The following is a 26,844-nucleotide window of genomic DNA, read 5'->3' as shown; positions in this document are numbered from 1 at the left end:
GCGCCCACCTAACAGTCCCTGATGACACCGCGATGACGAAACGCCGCACCGGCAGAACCCATCCTGCCGGACCGCGACCGGACACCGCTCGTTTGACGACTCGCGATGTCCCTCGTCACTGCCCCGCGATACCAGCGGGGTGCGACAATCAGGCGACAGGCGGGCAGCGCGAACAGGGAAAATCAGCCTCCTATCTCGGCACGGTGACGACGCGCAGATTGTTGGTGGTGCCGGTCTGCGCGAACGGAATGCCGGCGACGACGACGAGCAGGTCGCCGGCTTCAGCGAACTCCTCCTGCACGGCGAAGAAGGTCGCGCGCTCGACCATCTCCTCGTAGCTCTGCACGTCCTGCGACAGCACGCTGTGCGCGCCCCACAGCAGGCACATCCGCCGCGAGGTGTCCTCATTCGGCGTGATCGCCAGAATCGGCAGGCTCGGCCGCTTGCGCGCAACGCGCGAGGCCGAGGTGCCGCTCGAAGTATAGGCCACGATCGCCTTGGCGTGGATCGCCGAGGCGAGATCGGCCGCCGCGGTCGCCACCGCATGCGGCGGCGTCTGCTCCTCGCCCGGCTGCGTCGCCTCGACGATCGAGCGGTACATCTTGTGGCCTTCGGTGGCCTTGATGATGCTGTCCATCATCGCCACCGCCTCGCGCGGATATTGCCCGCTGGCCGATTCCGCCGACAGCATCACCGCGTCGGCGCCGTCATAGATCGCGGTCGCGACGTCGGAGACCTCGGCGCGCGTCGGCGTCGGCGTCGCGACCATCGAATCCAGCATCTGCGTCGCGACGATCACCGGCTTCACCGCGAGCCGGCAGGCGCGCACCAGCTCCTTCTGCTTGCCCGGCACGTCCTCGTTGGGAATCTCGACGCCGAGATCGCCGCGCGCAACCATGATCGCGTCAGAGAGCTGGATGATGTCGTCGATCCGCTCCAGCGCCGCCGGTTTCTCGATCTTGGACATGATGCCGGCGCGGCCATTGATCAGGCCCCTCGCCTCCAGCACGTCGGACGGCTTCTGCACGAACGACAGCGCCACCCAGTCGACGCCGAGGTCGAGCCCAAAGGCAAGATCAGAACGGTCCTTGGCCGTCAGCGGCGATAGCTCCAGAATGGTGCCGGGCAGATTGACGCCCTTGTGATTGGAGATCGCGCCGCTGACGATCACCTTGGCCTCGATCCAGTCGTCGCCGAGGCCGGTGACGCGGACGCGCACGCGGCCGTCATCGATCAGAAGATCGTGACCGGGCGAGACTGCCGCAAAGATTTCCGGATGCGGCAACGGAATCGATGTCTTGTCGCCCTCGGTGCCGTTGAGAACAAATCGAATCGTCTCGCCGGCTTCGACCTGGATCTTCTTGTCGCGCAGCGTGCCGACGCGAATCTTAGGACCCTGCAGATCCATCAAGATGCCGATCGGCCGCTGCACTTCCTTCTCGAGGGCGCGGACCGCGGCATGGACCTTGGCGTGATCGGCCTGGGTGCCGTGGCTGAAGTTGAGACGAAAGGTGTCCACACCGGCGAGGAACAGCGCTTTCAGCATCTCCGGAGAATTGCTCGCGGGACCGACAGTCGCGACGATCTTGGCTCGACGGTGACGACGCATGATGTGTCCTTTCTCCTTAAGCCGTGTCTCGCGTCTCTATGACACGCATGTGATTGGCATGCGCGGACGCAGCGGAAGCGCTGATATACGCCCCGCAGCGTCCATTGCAAGCGCGACACGGAACACGCCAGAATTGTGCAAGAGAACAGCACGCCTCAGGCGTTGGAGCCGTGGATCGCGTCGATGACGGCGTCGGTCACCTGCTTGGTCGTCGCCGTGCCGCCAACATCGGGGGTCAGGATGCCGGCTGCACAGACTTTCTCGACCGCAGCCATCAGCCGCGCGGCCGCGTCCGTCTCGCCGAGATGCTCGAGCATCTGCGCGCCGGTCCAGAACGTCGCGACCGGGTTGGCGATGCCCTTTCCGGTGATATCGAACGCCGAACCATGGATCGGCTCGAACATCGACGGGAAGCGCCGCTCCGGATCGATGTTGCCGGTCGGCGCCACGCCGAGGCTGCCGGCCAGCGCGCCGGCGAGATCGGACAGGATGTCGGCATGCAGATTGGTCGCGACGATGGTGTCGAGGCTCTTCGGCTGCAGCGTCATGCGCACGGTCATCGCATCGACCAGCATCTTGTCCCAGGTCACGTCGGGGAATTCCCGCGCCACCTCGGCGGCGATCTCGTCCCACATCACCATGCCATGGCGCTGCGCATTCGACTTGGTGACGACGGTGAGGAACTTGCGCGGGCGCGACTGCGCCAGCTTGAACGCGTAGCGCATGATGCGGGTGACGCCGACGCGGGTGAAGACCGCGACCTCGGTGCCGACCTCCTCCGGCAGGCCGCGATGCGCGCGGCCGCCCATGCCGGCATATTCGCCCTCGGAATTCTCGCGGACGATCACCCAGTCGAGATCGCCGACGCCGACATTGCGCAAGGGCGAGGCCACACCGGGCAGGATCTTGGTCGGACGGACGTTGGCGTACTGATCAAATCCCTGGCAGATCGGCAGCCGCAGGCCCCACAGCGTGATGTGGTCGGGCACGTCGGGAGCGCCGACCGCGCCGAAATAGATCGCGTCGAACTTTTTCAGCTCCGCGAGTCCGTCGGCCGGCATCATCACGCCGTGCTTCTTGTAGTAGTCCGAGCCCCAGTCGAAGGTCTTGACGTTGAAGCTGATGTCGCCCGCGCGCTTGGCGAGCGCCTCGAGCACGCGGACGCCTTCGGAGATGACCTCGGGGCCGATGCCGTCGGCGGGAATGGCGGCGATGGAATGGGTGCGCATGAAAGAGCTCCGTTGATGAGGTCAGGACGGCGTGGCTGCTTGGGCCTTCGCACTTTGTGAACGTGACAGCAACAGGGTCAGCACCGCCGATACCACCAGCAGGCCGGCGACAAAATAGAGCCCGCCATTGAAGCTGCCGGTCTGGTCCTTGATCCAGCCGATCATCGCGGGACCGACGAATCCGCCGAGATTGCCGATCGAGTTGATGGTTGCGATGCCCGCCGCGGCGGCCGAGCCGGACAGGAACATGGTCGGCATGCTCCACAGCGGCGGCTTCGAGGAGGAGATGCCGACATTGACGAGCGTGAGCGCAGCGAGGACGGCGGCGACACTGCTCGACAGCCCGGCCAACCAGAGCCCGACGGCTGCGGCCACGCAGGCCAGCACGACGTGCCAGGTGCGCTCGGCGGTACGGTCGGAATGGCGCGCCCACAGGATCATGACGACCACGGCCACGGTCGGTGGCACCGCGTTGAGGAAGCCGACGGTGAAGGACGACAGGCCGAACTGCTTGATGATCTGCGGCGCCCAGACGCCGAGCGTGTAGAGGCCGGCCGAGGTGCCGAAATAGACCAGCGCGAGCGCCAGCACGCGGATGTCGGCCAGCCCGCGCCAGATGCTGTGGCTCGCGGTCGCGGCCTTGCTCGCCAGTTCGGCATTCATCGTGCGCACCAGCCAGTCGCGCTCGTCGTCGGCGAGCCAGCGCGCCTGCTCCGGACGATCGGTCATGTAGGCGAGCACGACGAAGCCGAGCAGCACCGCCGGCAGCGCCTCGATCAGGAACAGCCACTGCCAGCCCTTGAAGCCGAGAATGCCGTCCATCTCCAGCAGCGCGCCGGAAACCGGAGAGCCGAGAACCGTGGAGAGCGGCGCGGCGGCCATGAACAGCGCGGTGACGGCCGCGCGCTGGCGCGCCGGGAACCAGTAGGAGAGATAGAGGATGATGCCGGGGAAGAAGCCTGCTTCCGCAGCACCAAGCAGGAAGCGCAGCACATAGAAGCTCGTCGGTCCCTGCACGAACGCCATCGCGCCGGAGACGAGGCCCCAGGTGATCATGACCCGCGCGATCCAGATGCGCGCGCCGAACTTGTCCAGCGCGAGGTTGGAGGGGATTTCGAACAGGAAATAGCCCCAGAAGAAGATGCCGGCGCCGAACCCATAGGCCGAGGCTGACAGCCCGATGTCCTTGTTCATGGTCAGCGCTGCGAAGCCGACGTTGACGCGGTCGATGAAGGCTACGAAGTAGAGCAGCATGATGAAGGGCACGATGCGCAACGTGATCCTGCGCAGCACGCGCGTTTCCAGCTCTCCGGCCATCGTCACCTCCCTGTCCCGTCTTGTCGTTGATCTGACAAGCGTAGGCGGCGAACCAGGCCGGCTTCAATGCTCGCATCATTATACAAAAAAATGATATAATCCGGCCCATCACCTCTTCAGGACCCCACCATGGAATTGCACCAGCTCCGCTGCTTCGTGGCCGCCGCCGAGGAACTGCATTTCGGCAAGGCGGCGCAGCGGCTGCAGATGCTGCCCTCGGCGCTCGGACGCCAGATCAAGCTGCTGGAAGAAGACCTCGCGACGCCGCTGTTCGCCCGCACGACGCGCGCGGTATCACTCACCGACCAAGGCACGATCTTGCTGCGCGATGCCCGGGCGATCCTGGCCCGTGTCGAGGCGGTCGAAACCGGCTTCCGCCGCCGTACCCGAAGCACGAAGGCGCAGCGGCTGCGCGTCGGCGCCATCGACAGCGCGGCCGCCGGGCTGCTGCCGCAATTGCTGCACGATTTTCGCGCGCGGCATCCCGACATCGCGGTGCAGCTCACGGAAGAGAAGACGATCCGGCTGCTGCCCAGGATCCTGTCGGGCGCGCTCGACCTCGCCTTTGTCAGGCCGCCCGAGCGCCCCGATATCAGGCTCGAATTCCGCGCGCTGCTCAGCGAGAGCGCCGTGGTGGCGCTGCCGCAGCGGCACCGGCTGGCCTCGCGTGCTGTGGTCTCGCTCGCCGACATCGCCGACCAGCCGCTGATCGTCCCGGACCGCCGGTCGCGGCCGCACAGCCACGACCTCACCATGAAGCTGTTCGCACAGGCCGGGCTGTCGCCGGCTATCGCGCAGTTCGCCGATGAGAAGCAGACCATCGTGCATCTCGTCGCCGCGCGGCTCGGCATCGCCATCGTGCCGCGCTGGACCTCGCGGCTCGCGGTCTCCGGCGTCCGCTTCGTGCCGCTGCGGATGACACGCGGCAGCACCGCCGGACGGCTTCCGCTCGCGGCCGTCTGGCTGCGCGGCTCGCGCGATCCGGCGCGCGAGGCCATGCTCGGCGTGCTCGACGCGCGGCTTGCGAAATACGCCCGCGGTGCCTGACCGCAAGATCCGCCGAACATCCTACCCCAGCGGCGCCTCCGCGACGTCGAGCAGCGCGCCGAGGCCATGGCGCAGGCCGCGCATCGGCTGCTGCTCCGACGACAGGCCGAAGGCCAGCAGCGATCGCCCGGTCACCGCGTAGACGTGGCCGAACGGGAACGACTGCGGCTGAGCATCCGGCTGGTTGGTGTCGAGCAGCGCCAGCCAATTGTGGCCTTCGGGCACGGACGGAAGCGTGAAGTTCACGACGTCGAAATGCGCGTTGTAGACCAGCAGGAGCGTCGCATCCGAGCCACGCCGCTTGACGCCGGTCTCCTGGGCGCGGCCGTCGAGCAGCATGCCGAAGCAACGCGCGTGATCGTCGGTCCACTGCTCCGTCGTCATCTCCTCGCCCGACGGGTCGAGCCAGGTCACGTCGTTGACGCCGAGGTCCTCATTGTGCGAGCCGATCAGGAAGCGGCTGCGATAGAGGATCGGAAACGCCTTGCGCATGGCGATCAGCTTGCGCGTGAATTCGCGCAACGCCCGCCCCTGCGGCGTGATGCCCATCCAGTCGAGCCAGGTGGTCTCATTGTCCTGCGCATAGGCGTTGTTGGTGCCGTTCTGGGTATGGCCGAACTCGTCGCCGGCAAGCAGCATCGGCGTGCCGTGCGACAGCAGCATCGTGGCGAGGAGATTGCGCTTCTGCCGCTCCCGCAACGCGGTGATCTCGGGGTCGTCGGTCGGTCCTTCGACGCCGCAATTCCAGGAGTGGTTGTTGCTGTGGCCGTCGCGATTATCCTCGCCGTTGGCCTCGTTGTGCTTGTCGTTGTAGGAGACGAGGTCGTTGAGGTTGAAGCCGTCATGCGCGGTGATGAAGTTCACGCTCGCCCAGGGCCTTCGGCCGCGCTTGTTGAACAGGTCGCCCGAGCCCGAGATGCGCTTGGCGAAATCGGCGAGCGTGCCGCCGTCGCCCTTCCAGAACGCCCGCGCGGTGTCGCGGAACTTGTCGTTCCACTCCGCCCAGCCCGGCGGAAACTGGCCGACCTGATAGCCGCCCGGACCGATGTCCCAGGGCTCTGCGATCAGCTTGACGCTGGACAGCACCGGGTCCTGACGACAGGCATCCAGGAAGCTGCCGCCCTCGTCGAAGCCATAGGGCTCGCGCGCCAGGATGGTGGCGAGGTCGAAGCGGAAGCCGTCCACCCGCATCTCGGTCGCCCAATAGCGCAGCGAGTCCGCGACGAGCTGCAGCACGCGCTGGTGCGACAGGTTCACCGTATTGCCGGTGCCGGTGTCGTTGATGTAGTAGCGTTTCTGGTCCGGCATCAGCCGGTAGTAGCTGGCATTGTCGATGCCTTTGAACGACAAGGTCGGCCCGAGCTCGTTGCCTTCGGCGGTGTGGTTGTAGACCACGTCGAGGATCACCTCGATGCCGTTGGCGTGGAACTGGTTGACCATGGTCTTGAATTCGGTCGCGAACGGCGTCTTCAGATAGCGCGGCTCCGGCGCAAAGAATCCGATCGAATTGTAGCCCCAGTAGTTGCGCAGGCCCTTTTCGACCAGATAGCTGTCATCGATGAAGGCGTGGATCGGCAATAGCTCGGCCGAGGTGATGCCCAGGGAGCGCAGATAGGCCGGAATGTCCTGGTGCGCGAGACCGGCGAAGGTGCCGCGGTCGGCTTCGGGCACCATTGGATGCAGCTTGGTGAACCCCTTGACGTGCATCTCGTAGAAGATCGTCCGCTCCCACGGAATTTCCGGCTTGCGCGAGCCTCCCCAGGTGAAGGCGGGATCGATGACCCGGCACTTCAGCATCAAGGGCGCACTGTCTCGGTCGTCGAACGACAGATCCTTGTCGGCATGATCGAGCCGATAGCCGAACAGCTCCGGCCCCCAGCGCAGGTTGCCGACGAGCTGCTTGGCATAGGGGTCGATCACGAGCTTGTTGGGATTGAACCTGTGACCGGCGTCCGGCTCGTAGGGTCCGTGCACGCGATAGCCATACACCGTGCCGGGCCGCGCGGCCGGCAGGTAGCCGTGCCAGACCTCGTCGGTGTATTCGGGCAGCTCGATGCGCTCGAGCTCGGTCTCGCCGGTGTCGTCGAACAGACACAGCTCGACCTTGGTCGCATGCGCGGAAAAGATCGCAAAGTTGACGCCGAGCCCGTCCCAGGTCGCGCCGAGAGGAAACGGACGGCCTTCGCTGATCCTGGTCTTGCGCAGATTGAACGCCGCCTGCGTCAAAGCGTCACCGAGGTCGGTGCGTTGGTCCATCCTTTGCCCCCTTCGTCCGATTCCCCAGATCGATTGCCGGGGGTCTCGATGATCAGCGTCGATTGCTAGGTTGCCGCTGGCGTCTCGTCCGGCACGATGACTTCCGCCTTGGTCTCGGTCACCGTCACCGAGGCGATCACAGCTCCTTCCGGCGCAGCCTTCGCGGCCCGCTGCTGCGCGACTTCCTTGGTGATGGCTGCGATGGAGTTGCCAATGCGTTCGACCATCTCGGTCAATTCCCCGGGCGACATCTTCAGCCGCTTGGTCACCACGCGGACCTGGGCCTGATCGGTCATGTCGAGCTTGTTGCGGGACGGCTGAATCTTCGGACGGCGCATCGGGAGTCCTCCTGCATGCCAGCTAACCTTGGCTGCGGAATTTGGTTCCCGCGACGGGCTCCCCCCCCCCCTGGGCATCGCCATGAAGACGTGCGTCACTGCTCTCGCGGCGCCATGCGCCCGAGTGATGTCATCGGTGTTGCCCCCCGATCAGGCAGAGGGCGCAGGGAAGGCCGGGAGCTGGCCGCCCCCATGGCCCGCCTGCAGAAAAAAAGCAGGCGGCAGTCACCACAGGTTCAGCCGAGACATCCCGGCATTCCCCGCGCGATGGTTTTCACGCTTACTTCGCGATCTCCCCGGTGTCCGGCTTGGTAGCCACCGTCGCCCTCGGGATCATCGCCCGACGACTTGGCGCCAGCATCGGGGCGCCAGGACCACGCGACTTCGCGTCCGCAAGCTGCCGTTCGTCCGCGCGGGTCGCCCCACGCTGCGGCATCCTGCAGCCATCGCATCCCGCGCCCAACGTTCCGTGACGATCGCGAAGCGCCCCTCTCGAGGAGCACGGGACGGCGACAATCAAGCATGTATTCTGAAAAATAGCAATCGATTTATTTTTCTCAGAACGAAGACCGGATCCAATCAGCCCGAGCAAACATCGGATGGCACGTGCCAGCTCCGTTGAAGCTTGGGGTGTTGTCAGATCGCAATGGGCGCCTACCGGGGAGGCCGACGGCGGCTTGGCTCAGACGGGCGTTGTGCATAGGGGTTCGGCAAGCACATGGCCGAAAGGCCCGCAGCCCCCGCTCTACACGCCTCCCACGACCGATACTGGCACGAGATTGTGCTGGACCCGCCCCATTCCCATGTCTGGAGGCACACCGGATCATTGCCATCGAACCGTTGAGCTGCGGCTGGAGCGGTTGCAAGCACGATGATCGAAGTCATGAGGAGAAGCGCGCGCATCATCACACATCATGGCATGAGGCTGACCAATCCGAAAGGGTGTGCCGCGGCCACGTCCACGCGGGCTTGATCGGCAGGCGCGGCGGGTTTCGGTATTCGCGTCGTCGGGTGACCATCTCTTGCTCCGGTGCACAAGCCCGCCGATGGCCCGAAGCTGATCGGGGGCCTCCGCCGATGTCTGCCACCTGGGTGAAACCGACCGGCCTTCCTCGACCGCTAGAGGGCAGATTTTGGCCCAAAGCAGAAGAAGTCAGGGCTATCGAGATTTCGCCGCTCGTTCGTACCAATATGTCTCCAGCGCTTCGGCAATGCCGCGATTCATGATGGGTCGTGATCTCGTAGTTCTCGATGACTCGCCATTCGAGATCATGAGCGATCGCGAGAGCTTGCTCGTCCCAAAGGCGGCGCGTGCCCACCATCGGTGGCGCTGGGTGCGGGCGGTGGGCACGGCGCGCGCGAAAGCTCGCCCGACAAGGCCGTACGCCGGCGCGCCTTTGCCCACCCTACGGTCCCTCGTTGATCCAGCGCGCCATCAATCGTGACTGTGCGTCGAGCTGGTAAAGCCCACCATCGCCACCGCCCGAATCGCGGTGGGCGCGATGCGACGCGTACGCTTCCTCACCCCCTTTCGACCGACGATCTACGTGGAATGGTGCTTCACGCACGGATGCAAGTGCGCTTCGCAACTCCCTCCTCGTCGTCATTCCGGGGCGCGCGTCTGCGCGAGCCCGGAATCCATACTCAGGATGGCCGTAGGGCCCGAGAAGCTCGTCGCCGCCGTCGCGCACTCCTCAGCAGTTCGTGGTTATGGATTCCGGGCTCATCGCTTCGCGATGCCCCGGATTGACATCGGGAGATATCTCCGCTGCCGTGGGCAAAGCAACGTGCGGAGGCGTTGCGCCGCATGGCAGGCGGAACCACTAAGGCCCGTGACGGGCTCTCGAATGTCGCAGCCGCAATCCTGCCCGCCCTAGCCGAACAGATGCGCCAGCCAGAACGCCGCGCCGGCGGCAAGGCCACCGACGAGCGCCGTCTGCAGTGCGGACTTGATCTTGTTGACACCGGTGAAGTGGCCCTTGATGGCGCCGAAGATCAGGAGCGCGATGCCGGTCGCGATCACGGAGATCCGGAGCGCGGACGAGATGTCAGGCGCCAACATGTAGGGGATCAGCGGGATCAGGCCGCCGATCACGTAGGAGCCGCCGATGGTCACGGCGCTGACCGGCGCGCGCTTGGGATCCGGGCGTTCGAGGCCGAGCTCGAAGCGCATCATGAAATCGACCCACCGCTTGCGATCGGACGCGATCGCGTCGACCACGGTGGTCAAGGCCTGGCCTTCGAGACCATAGCCGCGAAAGATCGCCGCGACCTCCTCGACCTCGCGACCGCGAAGCTTCTCGATCTCGTCGTGCTCCCGCGTCTCCTCGGCGGCATAATGCTCGGCGTCGGAGCGGGCGGCGAGATAGCCGCCGAGCCCCATCGCGATCGCGCCGGCGACGACCTCGGCGAGGCCGGCCGTGACGATCACGTCGGTCTTGGCGACCGCCGCCGAAAGACCAGCGGCGAGCGCGAATGGCACGGTGAGCCCGTCGGCCATGCCGATGACCACGTCGCGGACGACCTCCGACGCGGTGAAGTGCTTTTCAATATGCGGCGTTGCCGGCATGGCGGCCTCCGATGGCGCGATCGACGGAGGCCTTTTAGCAGGCCCGGATGACAGGAGCGATCACCGCAGTCCCGGCACCATCCGCCGCAGGGTGCGATCGTGCAGCCAGTAATGGTGCAGCAAGGCAGCGCCCGCGTGCAGGCCGATCAGGATCATCAGGCCATTGGCCAGCGCCTCGTGCATCTCCTTCATGTCGTGGGCGAAGCCGCGGTCGCCGACCCAGGGTGAGGCGATCTCGAACAGGCCGAACACCGGCAAGCCGTAGCCGCGGGCGAACTGGGTGACGATGCCGAGGACCGGAATGGCGAACATGATGCCGTAGATCAGCAGATGCGTGATCTCGCCGACATGAACCGTCCACGGGCCGAATTTGGTCGCTTCAGGCGCCGGCGGCGGATCGGCCAGACGCCAGGCCAGGCGCGCGAGCGCGAAGCCCAGCATCGCCAGCCCGAGCGAGACGTGCATGAACAGGCCCGTATCATGAGAGGGACGCGGCAGCATGTCGCCGAGATGGCCTGAGATCCAGGCCGCCGGCACCAGCACGGCGACGATCCAGTGCAGTGCGATCGCGACGGAGCCATACGTCTTGGCGGAGTTTCGAATACGCATGATCAGCTTCCTTCGGCCATTTGGCCCCGCTGCCGGCAAGCCGGAGCGCGGGGTGGTAGGACCGGAGGAGATAGCTGACCGGGGGCGTCGCGCCGCTGACGCGGGATGTCAGCCTGCTGTCAGAATGGACGGCGCCGGGGTGGCCTGGGACGTCGCAGGCTGCGGCCAGCGGAGTGCCGAGACGATGGCCGGCGCGATCGTGATCCTGGCGCCGCCGAGCTGGGAACGGCCGATCTGCAGCCGCCAGCCATAGGCTTCGAGCACGTCCTGCACGATCGCGAGCCCCAGCCCGCTGCCCGGCCCCTGCTCGTCGAGGCGGCCGCCGCGCTCGAGCACGCGGCCGATCTTCGCGTCCGGAATGCCCGGACCGTCGTCCTCGACAGTGACGATCAGAGGGGTCGCACTGGCGACGATGCGAACCGTGCTCGCCGCATGACGCGCGGCGTTCTCCAAGAGATTGCCGAGCACCTCGGCGAGATCCGTCCGATCCATGCCGACGCGCAGGCTTGGGGGCACCTGGCCATCGAAGCTGACATGGGCGGCCGCCGGCGTGCGGCCGAGGGTCCCGAGCAGCGCATTCACCAGGGGCGCCAGCTCGGTCGCGGCCTCCGGCCCGCCGCGGGCCTTGCCGCGCAGCCGCGCCAGCGCCAGTTCGCGATCGACCTGCCGGCTCATCGCCTCGGCGACATCCTCGACGTTGCGCGCCAGCTCGAGCTGGCCGAGCTCCTTCAAGCGCGCGGCGTCGGCCGTGAGTGCGGCGAGCGGCGTCTTGAAGCCGTGGGCGAGATCGGCCGCACGGCTGCGCGAGCGCATGATCTCGCGGCTCTGCGCATCGAGCAACGCGTTGACCTCCTCGACCAGCGGCGCCACCTCGGTCGGCACGTCGACCGGAAGATGCTGGCGCCGACCGCTGCGGATCTCGGCGACGCCACGGCGCAGCACGCCGAGCGGACGCAGGCCGAGCGTGACCTGAACCGAGGTGCCGACGGCGAGGATGACGGCCAGCACGGCGAGCGCGATCGACAGATCCTTGGCGAAGGTCCGCACCGCGCTGGTGGCGCCGTCGAGGTCGTAGGCCACGGCCGCGCGCACGCGGATCTGGCTTTCCGGATTCATCAGGATGCCGCGCTCGGCGACCAGCACGTGTTCGCCATCCGGCCCGGCGAGCTCATGCTGATGCACGTCGCTCGGTCCGGGCTCGTCGATCGGCAGCGGCAGGATGGTGTCCCACAGCGAGCGCGAGCGCAGCAACTGGCCGTGATCGTCCGAGATCTGCCAGTACAGCCCCGACAGCGGGACCACGAAGCGCGGATCGGCTGGCGGCCGCGCGACCACGATGCGCCCTTCCGCATCGACCTCGAGGCCGTTCAGCAATTGGCGCAGGTGAATGTCGAGATCGGAGGCGAGCGTCCGCGCGACGTGGCGCTTGAACAGCACGACCATGCCGAAGCCGGCGACGCCGAGCGCGACCAGCAGCGCGATGGTGCCCGCCGCCACCAGCCGCAGCCGCAGCGAGCCGAGTCTCATTCCGCCGTCTCCGGGATCATGTAGCCGAAGCCGCGGCGGGTCTCGATGATCTCGGCGCCGAGCTTCTTGCGGACGCGCCGGATCAGCACCTCGAGCGCGTTGGAGTCGTGCTCGTGGCCGAGGCCGTAGACGTTCTCCTCCAGCTCATGCTGCGGCACGACGCGGCCGCTCTGCCGCAGCAGATAGGCGATCAGCCGGTATTCGAGCTGCGACAGCGTCACCGGCACGCCGGACAGGCTGACCTTCATCTGGCGCTCGTCGAGCGCCAGATCGCCGGACGAGAGCACCGGCGCCGCATGGCCGGCGGAGCGCCTCACGATCGCGCGCAGCCGCGCCAACAGCTCTTCATTGCGAAACGGCTTCGGCAGGTAGTCATCGGCGCCGGCATCGATGCCATCGACCCGCTCCGCCCAGCTCGCGCGCGCGGTCAGGATCAGCACCGGCACGTGCCGCCCGGCGCCGCGCCAGCGCTTCAGCACCGACAACCCGTCCATGCCGGGGAGGCCGAGATCGAGGATCACGGCGCCATAGTCCTCGGTGTCGCCGAGAAACCAGGCCTGCTCGCCGTTGTCGGACGTTTCGACCAGATAGCCCGCCGCCTGAAGCGTCCGGGCCAGGTCGGACGCCAGCCGCGGATCATCCTCGACCAGCAGCACTCGCATCTATTTTTCCTCGATCCGTTCGATCTCGCCGCTGCGCGCATCGACATAGACCTCGCGCACGCGGCCATCGCGGCCGATCACCCGAAACTCATAGCGCCAGCGGCCCCGCTGGCGGTCGACATCGATTCCCATCACGTCGCCGGCGACCCGGCCGCGCAATCGCGGCAGGATCTCCGATAGCGGCAGGACGTCGCCCGCCTCGACGGCGCGGCGCACGGCGTCACGGCGCTCGCGATCGTCCTCGCGCGCCACCGTCGCCGCGGATGCCGCCGTCGAGATCAGCATCGCAAATACCGTGATGCGCATGAACCGTCCGATTTGAGGCAAATGCATGATCTTCCCGGGGCCTGACGCTCTGATCTTCAAAGCTCGTCGTGATTTGTTGCGCTCTCGCCACTGGGTTCGAATTGCGGAGGTCGACTTGCGGGGGTCGACTTGCGGAGCGTTCGCAAATGCTAAGGAGCTGGTGCGGATTTTAGTTTGAACTTCCGATGTCGGAATTGCGCTCAGGCCGATGCGGGGGTGGGAAATTCCAAGGGATCGGCATCCTGCCCGAGACAAGCTGACGTCTCGCTGACTCAACCTGACAGGATGCTGTCACGCTCGTTGCGACATCATCGCGTCCGGACGGAGCGAGCCGGGGGCGCGGTGAGTTCGGAGACGAGAATGCGTAAGACGATGACATTGGCAGCCGTGCTGGCGGGGCTGGGCGGCCTCTTGGCCATGTCACAAGCCAGCCGGAACGCAGCGCCCACGCTGGTGCCGGTGGCCCGTGCCGTTGACGGCGGTCTTGGAGCTGATCTTGGAGTTGGTCTTGGAGCTGGTCTTGGAGCCTACCCGCATCTTGCGGCGCTGCATGCGCGGGCCGAAGGCGAGCCGCTGAGCTACGAGCCGGCCCGCCGGGAGCGCGAAGGCGACGACGACGATCAGGACGAGTCGCGGCGGTGAGGCAAACCGGCTCTGCCGAAGCACTGACCGGAGCTAAGCCGGCAGTCCCGCTTCGTACCAGCGACGCGTCGCCCTGACGATGCGCACGACCGAGAGCATCACGGGGACTTCGACGAGAACCCCGACGACGGTCGCGAGCGCAGCCCCCGAGTCGAGCCCGAACAGGCTGATCGCGGCGGCAACCGCCAGTTCGAAGAAATTGCTGGCGCCGATCAAGGCGGCCGGAGCCGCGACGCACCAGGCCACGCCGAGCCGGCGGCTCAGCCAATAGGCGATCCCCGCGTTCAGATAGACCTGGATCAGGATCGGCACGGCCAGGATCGCGATGACGACCGGCTGCTTCAGGATCTGCTCGCCCTGGAAGCCGAACAGCAGCACGAGCGTACCGAGCAGCGCCACGAGCGAGACCGGTTGCAGTACCCGCAAGGTGCGCTCCAATGCCCCGTCCGTGCTACGCAGCAACGCCCGGCGCCAGAGTTGCGAGACGATGACCGGCACGACGATATAGAGCAGCACCGACAGCAGCAGGGTGGTCCAGGGCACCGAGATCGAGGCGACGCCGAGCAGCAGGCCCACCAGCGGCGCAAACAGGAACACCATGATGACGTCGTTGAGCGCGACCTGGCTCAGCGTGTAGTGCGGTTCGCCGTCGCACAGATTCGACCAGACGAACACCATCGCCGTGCACGGCGCCGCCGCCAGCAGGATCAGACCGGCCACGTAGGACGACAACTGGCCTGCGGGAAGCATCGGCGCGAACACGTGGCCGATGAAAACGCTGCCGAGCAGAGCCATCGAAAACGGCTTTATCGCCCAGTTCACGACCAGGGTGACGCCGATGCCCCGCCAATGCTCCTTCACGTTGCCGAGCGCCGCGAAATCGATCTTCAGCAGCATCGGAATGATCATCAGCCAGATCAGAGCCGCGACCGGCAGATTGACCCGCGCCACCTCCGCCGACGCGACAGCCGCGAACAGCCCCGGCATCAGATGGCCGAGACCGATGCCGACGATGATGCAGAGCAGGACCCAGACCGTCAGATAGCGTTCGAAGATCGTCATCGGATCAGGCCACGTCGGAGCGGAACGACGTTGCGCCCTCGCCCGTCCCGATCTCGCGCAGCCGCGTGCCCAGCGACATCGAATCGATGCGACCGAGCGGCAGATTGATGAAGGCGTCGATCCGGTTCTTCAGATAGCGGAAGGCGGTCGTGAACGCCGCAAGCTTCGCCAGCTCCGTGCCTGCGGCCGCCGCCGGATCCTCGATGCCCCAATGCGCAGTCATCGGCTGCCCCGGCCAGATCGGACACGCCTCGCCGGCGGCGTTGTCGCAGACCGTGAAGACGAAATCCATCGCCGGCGCGCCGGCGGCGGCGAACTCGCTCCAGCTCTTCGAGCGCAGATCGTCGGTCGGATAGTCCATGCGCGCGAGCGTCTCGAGCGCCAACGGATGCACCGCGCCCTTCGGCGTACTGCCGGCGGAAAAAGCGTGGAAGCGGCCCGCGCCGTCCTTGCGCAGGATCGACTCGGCCAGCACCGAGCGTGCCGAATTTCCGGTGCAGAGGAACAATACATTGTAGATGCGGTCAGACACGGCTCTTCTCCTTGCGCTTCGGCGGACAGCACGGGGTGAGACTTGCGATGACGGGCGCGCAGACCTCCGGCCGGCCGCCGCAGCAGTCCTGCAGCAGGAACAGCGCGACCTTCTGAAACTGCGTGAGATCGGCCCGGTAGACGATCGAGCGGCTGTGCCTGATCGAACTGACGAGGCCGGCGCGCGCCAGCACGGACAGATGCGCCGACAGCGTGTTCTGCGGCACCTCCAGCAGACGTGCGAGCTCGCCGGCCGGCAGACCGTCGGGCTCGTGCTGCACCAGGGTGCGAAAGGCCTGCAGGCGCGTCGGCTGCGCCAGCGCCGCCAAGGCCAGAACGGCTTGCTCGTTTTCCATATATCCAGAACTATCGATATGATGATCCGGCGTCAAGGCTGACGAGTTCGAATGGTCCGTGTCGACGATCGGGAGACGCGGCGCCCGAAGGCTCACCGCAAGCGCAGGCGGGTGCCATCGACGGTGAGCTCGCCGTCCCGTTCCATGCGTGCCAGCGCACGATAGAGCGCCTCATGGGTGACGCCGAGCTCGGCGGCCCAGTCCTTCTTCGACCGGCCGAGCTCGACCTCGCCGCCCTCCCCCTCGGTCTCGATGAAATGCACGATCCGCTCGCGCGCCGTCTTCAGGCTGAGCCGCTCCGACTGCGCCCGGACCTTGCGCAACTCGCGGGCGAGATGATCGCACCATCGGTCCCCGATCTCGGGACGACGCAGCGCTTCGGCGAAGGCCTCGCGGTCGATCGCGAGCAGCGCTGAGTCCTGTGTCGCGACGGCGTCGCAATGATACGTTGACTGATCGAGGCTGGCCTCGGCGAGAAAGCCCCGGCGGGCCCGCTGCAGGACGATGTCGTCGCCGGCGCGCGAGCGGCGCACCAGCCTCACCTCGCCGGTCAGCACGAAGAACATCGCCCGCGGCCGATCCCCCCGGCAGAACACCGTGCCCTGGCGCGGCACCTGGATGCGCCGGGTCTGCAACCGCGCGGCCGCGGGCAGCGCGGCGAGCAACGGCGACAGCCGTGCAAGAGCGCGCCAGTCGAGCGACGGGCGCGTGCCCTCGGGCGAGAGATGGCAGGTCCTCGGCATATGATCAGGATCATATGCGCCGCCCGGCCGCGCGGTCTAGGGAAGACGCCACCGCGTTCGCCCGAATGGGAGGTCCTCATGCGCCTGCGTCTCGCCGCCATCACGCTGGCCCTTGTTGCGTCCGCCGGCATCGCCACGGCGCAGCACCACGGCCATCACGACCACGGCAGCCATGGGGCGCTTCCGCCAGACCCGCGCGAGCGGGTGGCGTTTCCGCCCGATCTCGCCGAGCACACCCTCGCCAACATGCGCGACCATCTGCTGGCGCTGCAGCAGATCAACGACGCGCTTGCGGCGGGCGAGCCGGACAAAGCCGGCCAGATCGCCGAGCAACGCCTGGGCATGAGCTCACTGCGCCTGCACGGCGCCGCTGAGGTCGCCGGGTTCATGCCCCAGGGCATGCAGGAGGCCGGCACCGCCATGCACAAAGCGGCGAGCCGCTTCGCCATCGAAGCGCAGAATGCGGGTGTGACCGGCGACCTCAAGCCGGCGCTGAAGGCGCTCGGCGAGACGATGGCGGCCTGCGTCGGCTGCCATGCCGGCTACCGGCTGCGATAGCGCGCCGGACAACCGACCGCGCCGAGCGCGCTCTTGGATATTTCCAATATTCTAGAAATATCGTTTGACTCCGGCGGGCCGCATGCCGCATCCTCCACACCATGAAGCTCGATGACGCCGCTGCCCGCCTGGAAGCCCTCGGCAACACCACGCGCCTGAAGATCTACCGCGCGCTGGTGCGCGCCGGGCATGCCGGGATGCCGGTCGGCCGGCTGCAGGAGCGGCTGAAGGTCCCGGCCTCCACGCTGTCGCACCACGTCAAGACGCTGGTCGCGGTCGGGCTGATCTCGCAAATGCGCGAGGGCACGACGCTGGTCTGCCATGCCGAATACGACGTGATGCGCTCCCTGCTCGGCTTTCTCGTCTCAGAATGCTGCGTCGAGGAGCGCGACTGCGGCACCGCGAGGCCGGCGGCCTGATGATTTCGCCCTTTAATTCGATTATTCTAGAAGTATAGGAGGACGCACATGACGGACGCCAAGACGGTCGCTATCATCGGCGCCGGCCCGGTCGGGCTGGCGGCAGCGGCCCATGCGCTGGCGCGCGGCCTGACCCCGGTCGTGCTGGAAGCGGGTCCGGAAGCCGCGCACGCGGTGCGGCAATGGCAGCACGTCCAGTTGTTCTCGCCGTGGAAGTACAACATCGATAGCGCGGCGGCGCGGCTGCTCGCTGCGACGGGATGGAATTCGCCCGAGCCCGAGGTCTATCCGACCGGGCGCGAGCTGATCGAATCCTATCTCGCGCCGCTGGCGACGCGCACTGCGCTGCGCGACGTCGTCAGGACCTCGCATCGCGTCACCGCGATCAGCCGGGCCGGCTTCGACAAGGCCACGTCGAAGGGACGCGCCGATGCGCCGTTCGAGATCCGCATCCACAACGGCAAGGGCGAGGCGGCGCTGCAGGCCGACGCCGTTATCGATGTCTCCGGTGCCTGGTTCTCGCCCAACCCTGCCGGCCATAGCGGACTGCCCGCGCTCGGCGAAGCCGCGCATGCGGCGCGCATCGCCTACGCGATGCCGGACGTCCGAGGCGCGCAGCGCAGCCGTTATGCTGGCAGGACGGTCGCGGTGCTCGGCGCCGGCCACTCGGCGATCGGCACCCTGATCGACCTGGCCGCATTGGCCGAGGTCGCGCCGGGCACGCAGGCGATCTGGCTGTTGCGCGGCGACGATCCCGCGAAGGCGTTCGGCGGCGGCAGCGCCGACCAGCTCGCCGCGCGCGGCGAACTCGGCCTGGCCTTCGCCGCGCTGGTACGTTCGGGCCGCATCCGGCTCGAGCCCGGCTTCGGCGTCACGGGGATCACCGATGAGGACGGCCGGTTGCGGATCGCCGCGGACGGCGACCGCCGCATCACCGCCGACGAGCTGATCGTCGCCACCGGCTTCCGCCCCGATCTGTCGCTGCTCGCGGAGCTGCGCCTGCGGCTCGATCCCGCGATCGAGGCTCCTGTTGCGCTCGCGCCATTGATCGATCCGAACGAGCATTCCTGCGGCACGGTGCGGCCGCATGGCGCGCGCGAGCTGGCGCAGGCCGACGAGCCCGGGCTCTATCTCGCCGGCATGAAGAGCTACGGCCGCGCGCCGAACTTCCTGATGATGACGGGCTATGAGCAGGTCCGTTCGATCACCGCCGACATCGCCGGGGACAAGGCCGCCGCGCATCGTGTCGAGTTGAAACTGCCGGAGACCGGCGTCTGCACCCGCGGCGGAGTGGAGAGCATTGCAGCCCTGCCCGGCTGCTGTGGCGGACCGGCGCCATCGGGCGTAGACAGTTGCTGTGCCGATGACGCCAAAGCCAAGCTGGCTGGCCGCAGCGGCCGCGGCTGCTCATGACGCCGAGCCAAGGAGAGGTCGACGGGAATGCAGGCAAGACGGCTGGGCGTGGTCATCGCTCTCGGCACCGCCCAGACGCTGGCCTGGGGATCGAGCTACTATCTTCCCGCCATCCTCGCCGACCCGATCGCCAGGGATCTCGGCCTGTCCAACAACTGGTTCTTCGCCGCCTTTTCCGCCTCGCTGATCATCTCCGGCCTGTTGGGTCCGCGCATCGGCCGCCAGATCGACCGCGTCGGCGGCCGCCAGGTGCTGTGCGCCTCCAACATCGTGCTGGCGATCGGGCTCGCACTGCTCGGCCTGTCGCATTCGCTGTGGGTGATGGCGCTGGCGTGGCTGTGGCTCGGCGTCGGCATGGGGCTCGGCCTCTATGACGCCGCGTTCGGCGCGCTCGGGCGCATCTACGGCAAGGACGCGCGCGGCGCGATCACCGGCATCACCCTGATCGCGGGCTTCGCCTCGACCGTCGGCTGGCCGCTGAGCACATGGGGGCTCGCGACGATCGGCTGGCGCGAGACCTGCTTCGCCTGGGCGATCGCGCATCTCGTCATCGGCCTGCCGCTCAATTTGTCGCTGCCGCGGGCGACCGTGATGGCGCCCGGCGATATCCCGACGGGCAAGCCCAACATCCCGCTCGACCGCCCGATGGTGCTGATCGCGTTCGCGATGGCGGCGGCCTGGACCGTGACCGCGGCGATGGCGGTGCATCTGCCGCGGCTGATGCAGGCGTTCGGCGCGACGCCCGCGCAAGCCTTGTTCGCCGGCATGATGATCGGGCCGGCGCAGGTCGCGGCGCGCGTGTTCGAGGCCGGCTTCCTCAGCCGCTTCCATCCGCTCGCCTCGGCGCGGCTCGCCTGCATCACCCATCCGATCGGCGCCGTGACGATCGGGCTGTTCGGCGGGGGCGCCGCGGCGGCGTTCGCGCTGCTGCACGGCTCCGGCAACGGCATCCTGACGATCGCTCGCGGCACCCTGCCGCTCGCCATCTTCGGCCCCGTCAACTACGCCTACCGGCTCGGCCTGATCGGGGCCCCGTCGCGGATCTGCCAGGCCTTCGCGCCGCTGCTGTTCGGCCTGCTGATCGATGGGCTCGGCCGCGGCGTGCTGATCGTGTCAGCGAGCCTCAGCCTGTCGGCGCTCGCCGCCCTGATGCTGCTGCCGGCCGAGCGCGCCGAGACGGCGGTGCCGCTCGACACCACCGACAAGGCGGCTTGAGCCGGTAGCCCTTTCTTAACCAGCTTTCTGCGCCCACCGCTCACCGTGCCGCTGCGGACGGGCATCCATGAGCGCATATACGGAAAGTTGAAGGTTGGATTGAAGGATACCCGTGGTCATACGGGGGTCATTCACGACACGATGGCATTGCAGCGCAAACACATGCTTCGCGTCGGGGCGGTGGCCGCCTGCGTCGGGATCTTCCTGGCCGGCGCCGATTTCGCCGTGACCGCGCTGATCGGCAACCAGACCGCGCGGCAGCTCAGCGAGCTCAGCAAGGTGGCGCTGCGCCGCTCCGAGGCGGCCATCGACTCGGCCGGATCGATCCTGAACCGCCTGATCGCGAAAGGTCCGATGGACTGCAGCGCCGCCGCGCTGCAGGCGCTGCGCCTTCACGTCTATCAAGGCACCATCATCAAGGACATCCGCACCGTCGACCGCGACGGCGCGGTCGAGTGTGCGGCCTATTCCGAAACGCTCGAATTCGACAATGGCTGGGCGCGGCGCGACGAGATGTTCAAGTCCGCCGACGGCGAGCTGCGGCTGTTCCGCGTCGAGCAGTTCACCGGCGCCGCGTTCGGCGTGATGCGCGACATCGACGCGCAACGGTCTCTGGCTGCGATCCTGCGCATCGATGGCAACCTGCTGGACGTGATGCCGGTCGGCCTGCGCGCCGAGAGCAACGTCACCCTGACCCTGCCCGATGGCGAGCAGGTGGCCGGCTATCATCCCGATGCATCCGCCAAGTCTCCGGCGCAGACCGTCGCGTTCACCACCGTGTCCGACCGCTATCCGCTGCAGGCCACGATCCATGTGCGGCCGCAGAGCCTGAGCACCCGCGGCGACCTCGCTTATCTCCTGACCATGCTCGCCGCCGGCACGCTGGGCGGCATGTTCGGCCTGCTGCTGACGAGCTATCTCAGCCGGCCGATGGACCCGGTCGCCGAGCTCGACCGCGCGCTCGCGGCCAACGAGTTCAAGCCCTATGTGCAGCCGACCTTCCGACTGAAGACCGGCGACATCGTCGGCTGCGAGATCCTGGCACGCTGGGAGAAGCCGGACGGCCGGCTGATCCCGCCGATGAGCTTCATCCCGCTCGCCGAGACCACCGGCCGCATCGAGAAGCTGACCTGGCAGCTTCTCAAGACCGCCTTGCGCGAGCTGCAGCCGGAGATGAAGCAGGACAAGCTGTTCAAGCTGTCCGTCAACATCACCCCGCGCCATCTGCTCGGCGACCGCTTCATCGACGATCTGCGCAAGACGGTCGCGTCGTCATCGGTCTCCACCCGCCAGGTCGTGCTCGAGGTCACCGAGCGCGAGGAGCTCGCCGATCTCGCCAAGGCGACTGATGTCGTGAAGGAGCTCAGCGAACTCGGCTTCCGCGTCGCGCTCGACGACGTCGGCATCGGCCATAGTGGCCTGTCCTATATCCAGCGGCTCGGCGCGCGCATCCTGAAGATCGACAAGTTCTTCGTTGACGCGATCACCCGCGACCAGTCCGCCATCGTGGTGGTGCAGATGCTGGTGGCGCTGGCGCGCGAGCTCGACATGTCCGTGGTCGCCGAGGGCATCGAGCATCAGGAGCAGGTCGATGCGCTGATCGCCTGCGGCGTCGAGGAAGGCCAGGGCTACCTGGTCGCGCCGCCGCTGTCGCTCGGCCGGTTCAAGCAGTTCCTCGACGTGCGCCGGGCCTCGGCCGTTCCCGGCCAGGCCGGCGAGCCGGAACTGGCCGCGTGACGGCGAGCCCGCGCGCGTCGGGCACGCGCCTCACTGCCGGGTCATCTGTCCGCGAATCTCGCCGCCCGGGTTCGCCTGGGTGTGGACGTTGGCATACCATTTGCCGGCCAGCAGATCGGCCGCCTGCGCATCGGTGATCACGGCGGAGCCCGTGATCGGCGGCTCCGGGCTCTTGAACGGCAGCACGATGCCGGCATTCTTGCCGGGCTCGCTGGGACCGTGGAAATGCGCGCCGATCGGCGGCCCGCTGAGGCCGGAGAAGGTGACCTTCCAGCTCAGCGTCTTGGTTGCGGTGTCGAAGCTCGCTTCGGCCGCGCCCGACGCGGCGGACGCGTTCGGCGGCACCTCGTTGGCGGCCTTGAGCTCGGACTTCAAGACAACGGTTTCGGCGCGAGCCATCGGCGCGGCCGCGACCCAGGCGACGGCGAGCGACGCCAAATGAACGAATGTCCGTCCCATGGTTTTCCTCCCAAATCGTTTTGTGCAGTCTCGGTGTTCGAGACCCCACGGGCAAGCTGATATTCCGTGGAACGCGTTAACAGCCCAGGCATGAGCGGCGGCCCAGGCCGCGTTGATTGAACAATCCCGACCCCTGTGCCAAACAGGACGGGAACACAAAGGCCTCGAAAGAAAGCCATGGCGGATCGAATGGTTGCTTCCAGGACGGCGCGCGGCAAGGTGGGGCGGCCTCCGCTCGAACGTGCCGGCGAGGTTGAGGAGCGCATTCTCGACGCGGCAAAGACGGTGTTCCTCGCAAACGGCTTCGAAGGCGCGAGCGTCGACGAAATCGCGCAGACCGCGCGCGCCGGCAAGCCGACCATCTACGCGCGATTTCCCAGCAAGGCCGCGCTGTTCGCGGCCGTCATCGGCCGCCAGGCCGCGCGCAACACGCAGTATGAGAACCTGGTGCCGCAGGGCCGCACCTTCCGCGCCCGGCTGATCAGCCTCGGGCTCACCTTGATCGAGCGCGCCTTCGTCGAGGACACGATCGGCCTGATGCGCACCGCGATTGCGGAAAGTCCGCGCTTTCCCGAGCTGACGCTCGAGATCCAGGACACGGCGCGCAAGCGCGCCACCTGCAATGTGAGCCACGCGATCGGCGAGCTCGCGCGCGCCGAAGGTCTCGCCGGCAAGGGCGCGTTCTCGGCCGACCGCATCGAGGACAGCGCACGGATCTTCCTCGATCTCGTCGTGTTCGCCGTGCTGATCCGCAGCCTGCTCGGCGAGGACATGCGCGCCCTGAAGAAGGAAGCCCAGGCGCATGTCGAGAAGCGCGTCGACTTCTTCCTCGCCGCGACGACGTGATCCTAAATCTTTCTGTCCTTGCGCAGCTCCGGAAAGATCGTCTCGTCCTGCAGGATCACGTCCGCGGTGCGCTGATAGTGCGCCGTGAGCAGCGCAACCGCGCGTTCGGTGTCGGCGTCGAGCACGGCGTTCACGATGTCGGCGTGCTCGTCGCCGACGGGGCGTGACGGAAACGCCTTGCGGATCGACAGCCGGCGGTAGCGATAGAGCTGGTCGGCAAGCTGGCCGCAGAACGCGATCAGCGACTGCGAGCCGCAGTTCGAGATCAGGACCCGATGATAGATCCGGTGCAGCCTCTCCCACTCCGGATTGTCCTCGAACGTTGTCGCGCTGAGCGAGCGCGGCGCGCGGCTGAGCCGATGCTGCGCCAGCACCAGTTGCTCTTCCCAATCGGGCGTCGCCGCCGCCATCGACTCGCGCAGCGCCAGCGCCTCGACCCAGCAGCGCGTCTTGGTCAGCTCGGCGAGCTCGGCGCGGCTGATGTCCTTGACGTAGAAGCCGCGCTGCTCGCGCACCTCGACCAGTCCGTCGGCAGTCAGGCGGTTGAGCGCCTCGCGCAGCGGTGTCTGCCCGGTCTGATAGGTCTCGGTCAAAAACCGCATCTGCAGCTTGCGCGACGGCGCCAGCCGGCCGGACAGCAGGTCCTCGCGCAGCCGGTCATAAACATGACTCGCCTGCGTCGACGGGCCCTGCCCCTCGGCCTCCAAAACCGCATCCACGCCCGATCTCCTCTGAATCAGACGACATGTATAGAGCGAGGCCGTAGAACATGAAATTTATAAATTCTGATTGATTTCGATTTTTTATGTAATAAAAGGGGCGAGCCGGTTTCGCCGGCCAGGGACAGAAACGTCGCGCGTCCTCACCCGGGCATCGCGCAGGAGGACACGCTCATGACCCGGTTTCCGGTCGCGGCTCTGCGCAGCGTCGATCTGGGCACGCCAGATCTCGCGCGTTCGGAAGCGTTCTATCGACAGACCTGGGGGCTGGAGCGCGTCGCGGAGGCCCACGGCATCGTCTACCTCAGTGCGACCGGCAGCGATCATCACGTCGTGGCCCTGCACCAGAGCGAGCGCACCGAGCTGCAGGCGGTGACTTTCCGCCTCGCCGAGTCCAGTGATTTCGATGCCATCAGCCGCAACGCCATCCGTGAAGGCGCGACGCTGATCGCAGCGCCGGCGCCGAACCCCGGCCCCGACGGCGGCGTGATCATGAGCCTGCGCGGCCCCGAGGGCGGCGTGCTGCGCTTCGTGCATGGCGACATCAGGCACGACGCCAGGCCGCCGCGGCCCGAGCTCCCGGAGCGGCTCGCCCACGTCAATCTCAACAGCACCGATGTCGATCGTTCGGCGGCCTTCTACGAGAAGGCGCTCGGCTTCCGCCTGACCGACCGCTCCGCGGCGATGGCCTTCGTTCGCTGCAATTCGGACCACCATGCCGTCGTGATCGCTGCGGCGAAGGTCAACGGGCTCAACCATGTCGCCTTCCTGATGCCGACCTGGGAAGGCGTGATGCGCGGTGCGGGCCGCATGATCGATGCCGGCCATCCGATCGCGTGGGGCGTCGGACGCCACGGCCCCGGCGACAATGTCTTCGCCTACTTCATCGATCCCGTCGGGACCGTGATCGAATACACCGCCGAGGTGCTGCAGGTCGACGACGACTACGTCGTGCGCGGGCCGGAGCATTGGGTCTGGCCGCCCGGCCGCACCGATCAATGGGGCATCGCTCCGCCCAAGGCCGAGCACGTCAAGTCCGCGCAGCTCGCGGTCGGCTACGCCGCCTGACTCGTTTTCCAACTCCAGAGTTTCCAGATCCATGTCCGCCACGTCAGATCACAAGCATTTCGAGGCCGTGATCGTCGGCTTCGGTCCGACCGGCGCCATCGCCGCGAGCCTGCTCGGCATGCAGGGCATCAAAACGCTGGCGATCGACCGCGCTGTCGAGATCTACGACAAGCCGCGCGCGATCGCGCTCGATCACGAGATCATGCGGCTGTTCGACAATCTCGGTATCGCCGAACAAGTCAGCCGGTACGTCGCGCCGTTCCCGGCGTCCGAGCATTTCGGCGCCCAAGGGCAGTTGATCCGCCGCATCGACATGGTCGGCGAGCCCTATCCCCTCGGCTACACGCCGAGCATGGTGTTCACCCAGCCGCCGGTCGAGCAGGTGATGCGCGATCGTGCTCGCCGCTGTCCTTCCGTCACGGTCGAGCTCGGCACGACCCTCGTCACGATCCGGCAGGATGCGACGGCGGCGACCGTTGTGCTGCAGCGGGCGGACGGTACAGTTCGCGAGGTCACCGCCGACTACGTGATCGGCTGTGACGGCGCCTCCAGCACCGTGCGCCAGCAGCTCGACATCAGCTTCGACGATCTCGACTTCGACGAGCCGTGGCTGGTGGTCGATCTTCTCGTAAATGACGGCGGTGTCGGCAAGCTTCCGGCCACCGCGGCCCAATTCTGCGATCCCGCGCGTCCGACCACCTACATCATCGGCCCCGGCAACCATCGCCGCTTCGAGATCATGCTGCGAGCGGGGGAAGACCGCCACGCGATGGAGCAGCCGGAGCAGGTCTGGCGTTTGCTCTCACCCTGGCTCAGGCCCGAGGACGCAACGCTGTGGCGCGCGGCCAGCTATCGCTTCCATGCGCTGGTCGCACGCCGCTGGCGCCAGGGGCGCGTCCTGCTCGCCGGCGACGCCGCGCATCAGCAGCCGCCCTTCATCGGCCAGGGCATGTGCCAGGGCCTGCGCGATGCAGCCAATCTGTGCTGGAAGCTCGCGCGCGTGTTGCGCGGCCAATCGACCGCGGCGCTGCTCGACAGCTACGAGATCGAGCGCAGCACGCATGTGCGCGAGCTGACCACGCGCATCAAGGCGATCGGCCGCGTCATCTGCGAGCAGGATCCGGAGGCCGCAGCGGCGCGCGACGCGCGTATCCTTGCCGAAGGCGGCGGCGCGCCGCGCACCATCACCCGGCAGGAGATCGTGCCGCCGCTGACGCAGGGACTGCTCGCGACCAAGGCAAATGCGGCCAACGGCACGCTGTTTCCGCAGCCCTGGATCGTCGGCGACGGTGGGCGGGCCCTGCTCGATACCGTGGCCGGCACCGGATGGCGGCTCGTCCTCGACGGGCGGGGTGCGCTGAACTCGAGCGCGATCGACGCTGCCACCCGCGACGCCGGGATCAGTCTGATCGCCATCGGCGGTCACGGCCTGCACGAGGAGAGCGCCGTCGTTGCACGCTGGTTCGAACGCCACGGCTGCGGCGCCGCGCTGGTGCGACCCGACCATTATGTCTACGGCGTCGCGACGGACGCGCCAGGGCTTGCCGCGCTGCTGAGCGAGCTGAACCAACGACTGCACTCATCATAACAAGAGACTATCAAACGGG

The 26,844-nt window shown here is 67.2% G+C and carries 27 protein-coding genes; 10 read left to right on the top strand and 17 right to left on the bottom strand.

The genetic code is table 11. From position 1 onward, the window contains the following. Window positions 1-190 precede the first annotated feature (190 nt). The 3 genes from pyk to QW861_RS09040 form a co-directional block, all read right to left on the bottom strand. Window positions 191-1,609 carry a pyruvate kinase gene (gene pyk, locus QW861_RS09050; protein ID WP_315753174.1) on the bottom strand — a complete coding sequence of 473 codons (1,419 nt, stop codon included), beginning with the start codon at window positions 1,607-1,609 and terminating at the stop codon, window positions 191-193. 155 nt (window positions 1,610-1,764) lie between these two features. After that, window positions 1,765-2,838 carry a tartrate dehydrogenase gene (locus QW861_RS09045; protein ID WP_315753175.1) on the bottom strand — a complete coding sequence of 358 codons (1,074 nt, stop codon included), beginning with the start codon at window positions 2,836-2,838 and terminating at the stop codon, window positions 1,765-1,767. Between the two features lie 21 nt (window positions 2,839-2,859). Continuing rightward, on the bottom strand, window positions 2,860-4,155 hold the full coding sequence (locus tag QW861_RS09040; protein ID WP_316192939.1) for a D-galactonate transporter: 1,296 nt from the start codon (window positions 4,153-4,155) through the stop codon (window positions 2,860-2,862). A gap of 129 nt (window positions 4,156-4,284) precedes the next feature. Between QW861_RS09040 and QW861_RS09035 the strand changes: the two genes are divergently transcribed. Further along, window positions 4,285-5,202, top strand: coding sequence for a LysR family transcriptional regulator (locus QW861_RS09035; RefSeq protein ID WP_316192938.1), 918 nt, complete (start codon window positions 4,285-4,287; stop codon window positions 5,200-5,202). Window positions 5,203-5,223: 21 nt separating this feature from the next. Here the strand turns inward: QW861_RS09035 and glgX are convergent, their stop codons facing one another. The 8 genes from glgX to QW861_RS08995 form a co-directional block, all read right to left on the bottom strand. Continuing rightward, window positions 5,224-7,458 (bottom strand): glycogen debranching protein GlgX, encoded by a 2,235-nt coding sequence (gene glgX / locus QW861_RS09030; protein WP_316167136.1) that lies wholly within the window; start codon window positions 7,456-7,458, stop codon window positions 5,224-5,226. Window positions 7,459-7,523: 65 nt separating this feature from the next. Further along, window positions 7,524-7,796, bottom strand: coding sequence for a DUF3606 domain-containing protein (locus QW861_RS09025; RefSeq protein WP_315712707.1), 273 nt, complete (start codon window positions 7,794-7,796; stop codon window positions 7,524-7,526). Window positions 7,797-8,450: 654 nt separating this feature from the next. After that, window positions 8,451-8,699: a DUF3551 domain-containing protein gene (locus QW861_RS09020; protein ID WP_410052185.1), complete on the bottom strand. Its 249-nt coding sequence runs from the start codon at window positions 8,697-8,699 to the stop codon at window positions 8,451-8,453. A gap of 970 nt (window positions 8,700-9,669) precedes the next feature. Beyond that, on the bottom strand, window positions 9,670-10,365 hold the full coding sequence (locus tag QW861_RS09015) for a VIT1/CCC1 transporter family protein (RefSeq protein WP_316192937.1): 696 nt from the start codon (window positions 10,363-10,365) through the stop codon (window positions 9,670-9,672). 60 nt (window positions 10,366-10,425) lie between these two features. After that, a complete protein-coding gene (locus QW861_RS09010; RefSeq protein WP_316192936.1) occupies window positions 10,426-10,974 on the bottom strand; it encodes a cytochrome b in 549 nt (182 codons plus the stop codon). Window positions 10,975-11,082: 108 nt separating this feature from the next. Next, entirely contained in the window at window positions 11,083-12,501 is a 1,419-nt protein-coding gene (locus tag QW861_RS09005) for a HAMP domain-containing sensor histidine kinase (RefSeq protein WP_316192935.1), read from the bottom strand. Further along, the gene (locus QW861_RS09000; RefSeq protein WP_315712715.1) at window positions 12,498-13,163 is read right to left on the bottom strand and encodes a response regulator transcription factor; all 666 of its coding nucleotides are present in this window, start codon (window positions 13,161-13,163) and stop codon (window positions 12,498-12,500) included. Before QW861_RS09000 ends, QW861_RS09005 begins: the two co-directional genes overlap by 4 nt. Beyond that, window positions 13,164-13,469 (bottom strand): PepSY domain-containing protein, encoded by a 306-nt coding sequence (locus QW861_RS08995; protein ID WP_315712717.1) that lies wholly within the window; start codon window positions 13,467-13,469, stop codon window positions 13,164-13,166. 360 nt (window positions 13,470-13,829) lie between these two features. On the opposite strand from QW861_RS08995, the gene QW861_RS08990 reads away from it, so the two are divergent. Further along, window positions 13,830-14,111, top strand: coding sequence for a hypothetical protein (locus tag QW861_RS08990; RefSeq protein WP_316167143.1), 282 nt, complete (start codon window positions 13,830-13,832; stop codon window positions 14,109-14,111). Between the two features lie 33 nt (window positions 14,112-14,144). Here QW861_RS08990 and arsB read toward each other — a convergent pair whose 3' ends face one another. The 4 genes from arsB to QW861_RS08970 form a co-directional block, all read right to left on the bottom strand. Further along, window positions 14,145-15,173, bottom strand: a complete 1,029-nt coding sequence (gene arsB, locus QW861_RS08985) for an ACR3 family arsenite efflux transporter (RefSeq protein ID WP_315712719.1) — start codon at window positions 15,171-15,173, stop codon at window positions 14,145-14,147. A 4-nt stretch (window positions 15,174-15,177) separates the two neighbouring features. Next, on the bottom strand, window positions 15,178-15,705 hold the full coding sequence (locus QW861_RS08980; RefSeq protein WP_316192934.1) for an arsenate reductase ArsC: 528 nt from the start codon (window positions 15,703-15,705) through the stop codon (window positions 15,178-15,180). Further along, window positions 15,698-16,060 (bottom strand): metalloregulator ArsR/SmtB family transcription factor, encoded by a 363-nt coding sequence (locus tag QW861_RS08975; RefSeq protein WP_315712722.1) that lies wholly within the window; start codon window positions 16,058-16,060, stop codon window positions 15,698-15,700. The genes QW861_RS08980 and QW861_RS08975 overlap by 8 nt, the downstream gene beginning before the upstream one ends. Window positions 16,061-16,152: 92 nt before the next feature. After that, window positions 16,153-16,803 (bottom strand): Crp/Fnr family transcriptional regulator, encoded by a 651-nt coding sequence (locus QW861_RS08970; RefSeq protein WP_315828178.1) that lies wholly within the window; start codon window positions 16,801-16,803, stop codon window positions 16,153-16,155. Between the two features lie 78 nt (window positions 16,804-16,881). On the opposite strand from QW861_RS08970, the gene QW861_RS08965 reads away from it, so the two are divergent. The 5 genes from QW861_RS08965 (at window position 16,882) to QW861_RS08945 (ending at window position 22,145) form a co-directional block, all read left to right on the top strand. After that, the gene (locus QW861_RS08965; protein WP_316192933.1) at window positions 16,882-17,361 is read left to right on the top strand and encodes a hypothetical protein; all 480 of its coding nucleotides are present in this window, start codon (window positions 16,882-16,884) and stop codon (window positions 17,359-17,361) included. Between the two features lie 101 nt (window positions 17,362-17,462). After that, window positions 17,463-17,780, top strand: a complete 318-nt coding sequence (locus QW861_RS08960) for a metalloregulator ArsR/SmtB family transcription factor (RefSeq protein WP_315712726.1) — start codon at window positions 17,463-17,465, stop codon at window positions 17,778-17,780. Window positions 17,781-17,828: 48 nt separating this feature from the next. Then, entirely contained in the window at window positions 17,829-19,193 is a 1,365-nt protein-coding gene (locus tag QW861_RS08955) for an NAD(P)-binding domain-containing protein (protein WP_316192932.1), read from the top strand. A 27-nt stretch (window positions 19,194-19,220) separates the two neighbouring features. Next, complete coding sequence (locus tag QW861_RS08950; RefSeq protein WP_316167148.1) at window positions 19,221-20,408, top strand: MFS transporter; 1,188 nt, start codon at window positions 19,221-19,223, stop codon at window positions 20,406-20,408. A gap of 162 nt (window positions 20,409-20,570) precedes the next feature. Then, window positions 20,571-22,145, top strand: a complete 1,575-nt coding sequence (locus QW861_RS08945) for an EAL domain-containing protein (RefSeq protein WP_316192931.1) — start codon at window positions 20,571-20,573, stop codon at window positions 22,143-22,145. 30 nt (window positions 22,146-22,175) lie between these two features. On the opposite strand, the gene QW861_RS08940 is transcribed toward QW861_RS08945, so the two are convergent. Then, entirely contained in the window at window positions 22,176-22,604 is a 429-nt protein-coding gene (locus tag QW861_RS08940) for a CHRD domain-containing protein (protein ID WP_316192930.1), read from the bottom strand. A gap of 189 nt (window positions 22,605-22,793) precedes the next feature. Between QW861_RS08940 and QW861_RS08935 the strand changes: the two genes are divergently transcribed. After that, window positions 22,794-23,450 carry a TetR/AcrR family transcriptional regulator gene (locus tag QW861_RS08935; protein ID WP_315753189.1) on the top strand — a complete coding sequence of 219 codons (657 nt, stop codon included), beginning with the start codon at window positions 22,794-22,796 and terminating at the stop codon, window positions 23,448-23,450. A 2-nt stretch (window positions 23,451-23,452) separates the two neighbouring features. Here QW861_RS08935 and QW861_RS08930 read toward each other — a convergent pair whose 3' ends face one another. Next, a complete protein-coding gene (locus QW861_RS08930; RefSeq protein ID WP_315828184.1) occupies window positions 23,453-24,169 on the bottom strand; it encodes a GntR family transcriptional regulator in 717 nt (238 codons plus the stop codon). Window positions 24,170-24,343: 174 nt separating this feature from the next. Between QW861_RS08930 and QW861_RS08925 the strand changes: the two genes are divergently transcribed. Beyond that, the gene (locus QW861_RS08925) at window positions 24,344-25,237 is read left to right on the top strand and encodes a VOC family protein (protein ID WP_316187552.1); all 894 of its coding nucleotides are present in this window, start codon (window positions 24,344-24,346) and stop codon (window positions 25,235-25,237) included. Window positions 25,238-25,268: 31 nt separating this feature from the next. Next, entirely contained in the window at window positions 25,269-26,825 is a 1,557-nt protein-coding gene (locus QW861_RS08920) for a bifunctional 3-(3-hydroxy-phenyl)propionate/3-hydroxycinnamic acid hydroxylase (RefSeq protein ID WP_316192929.1), read from the top strand. Window positions 26,826-26,844: the final 19 nt, after the last annotated feature.

The sequence above is a fragment of the Bradyrhizobium sp. SZCCHNRI1029 genome (assembly GCF_032487555.1).
Classification (GTDB): Bacteria; Pseudomonadota; Alphaproteobacteria; order Rhizobiales; family Xanthobacteraceae; genus Bradyrhizobium.
The sequence above is the reverse complement of the archived record's forward strand: the minus strand, read 5'-3'. Positions and strand labels throughout refer to the sequence as shown.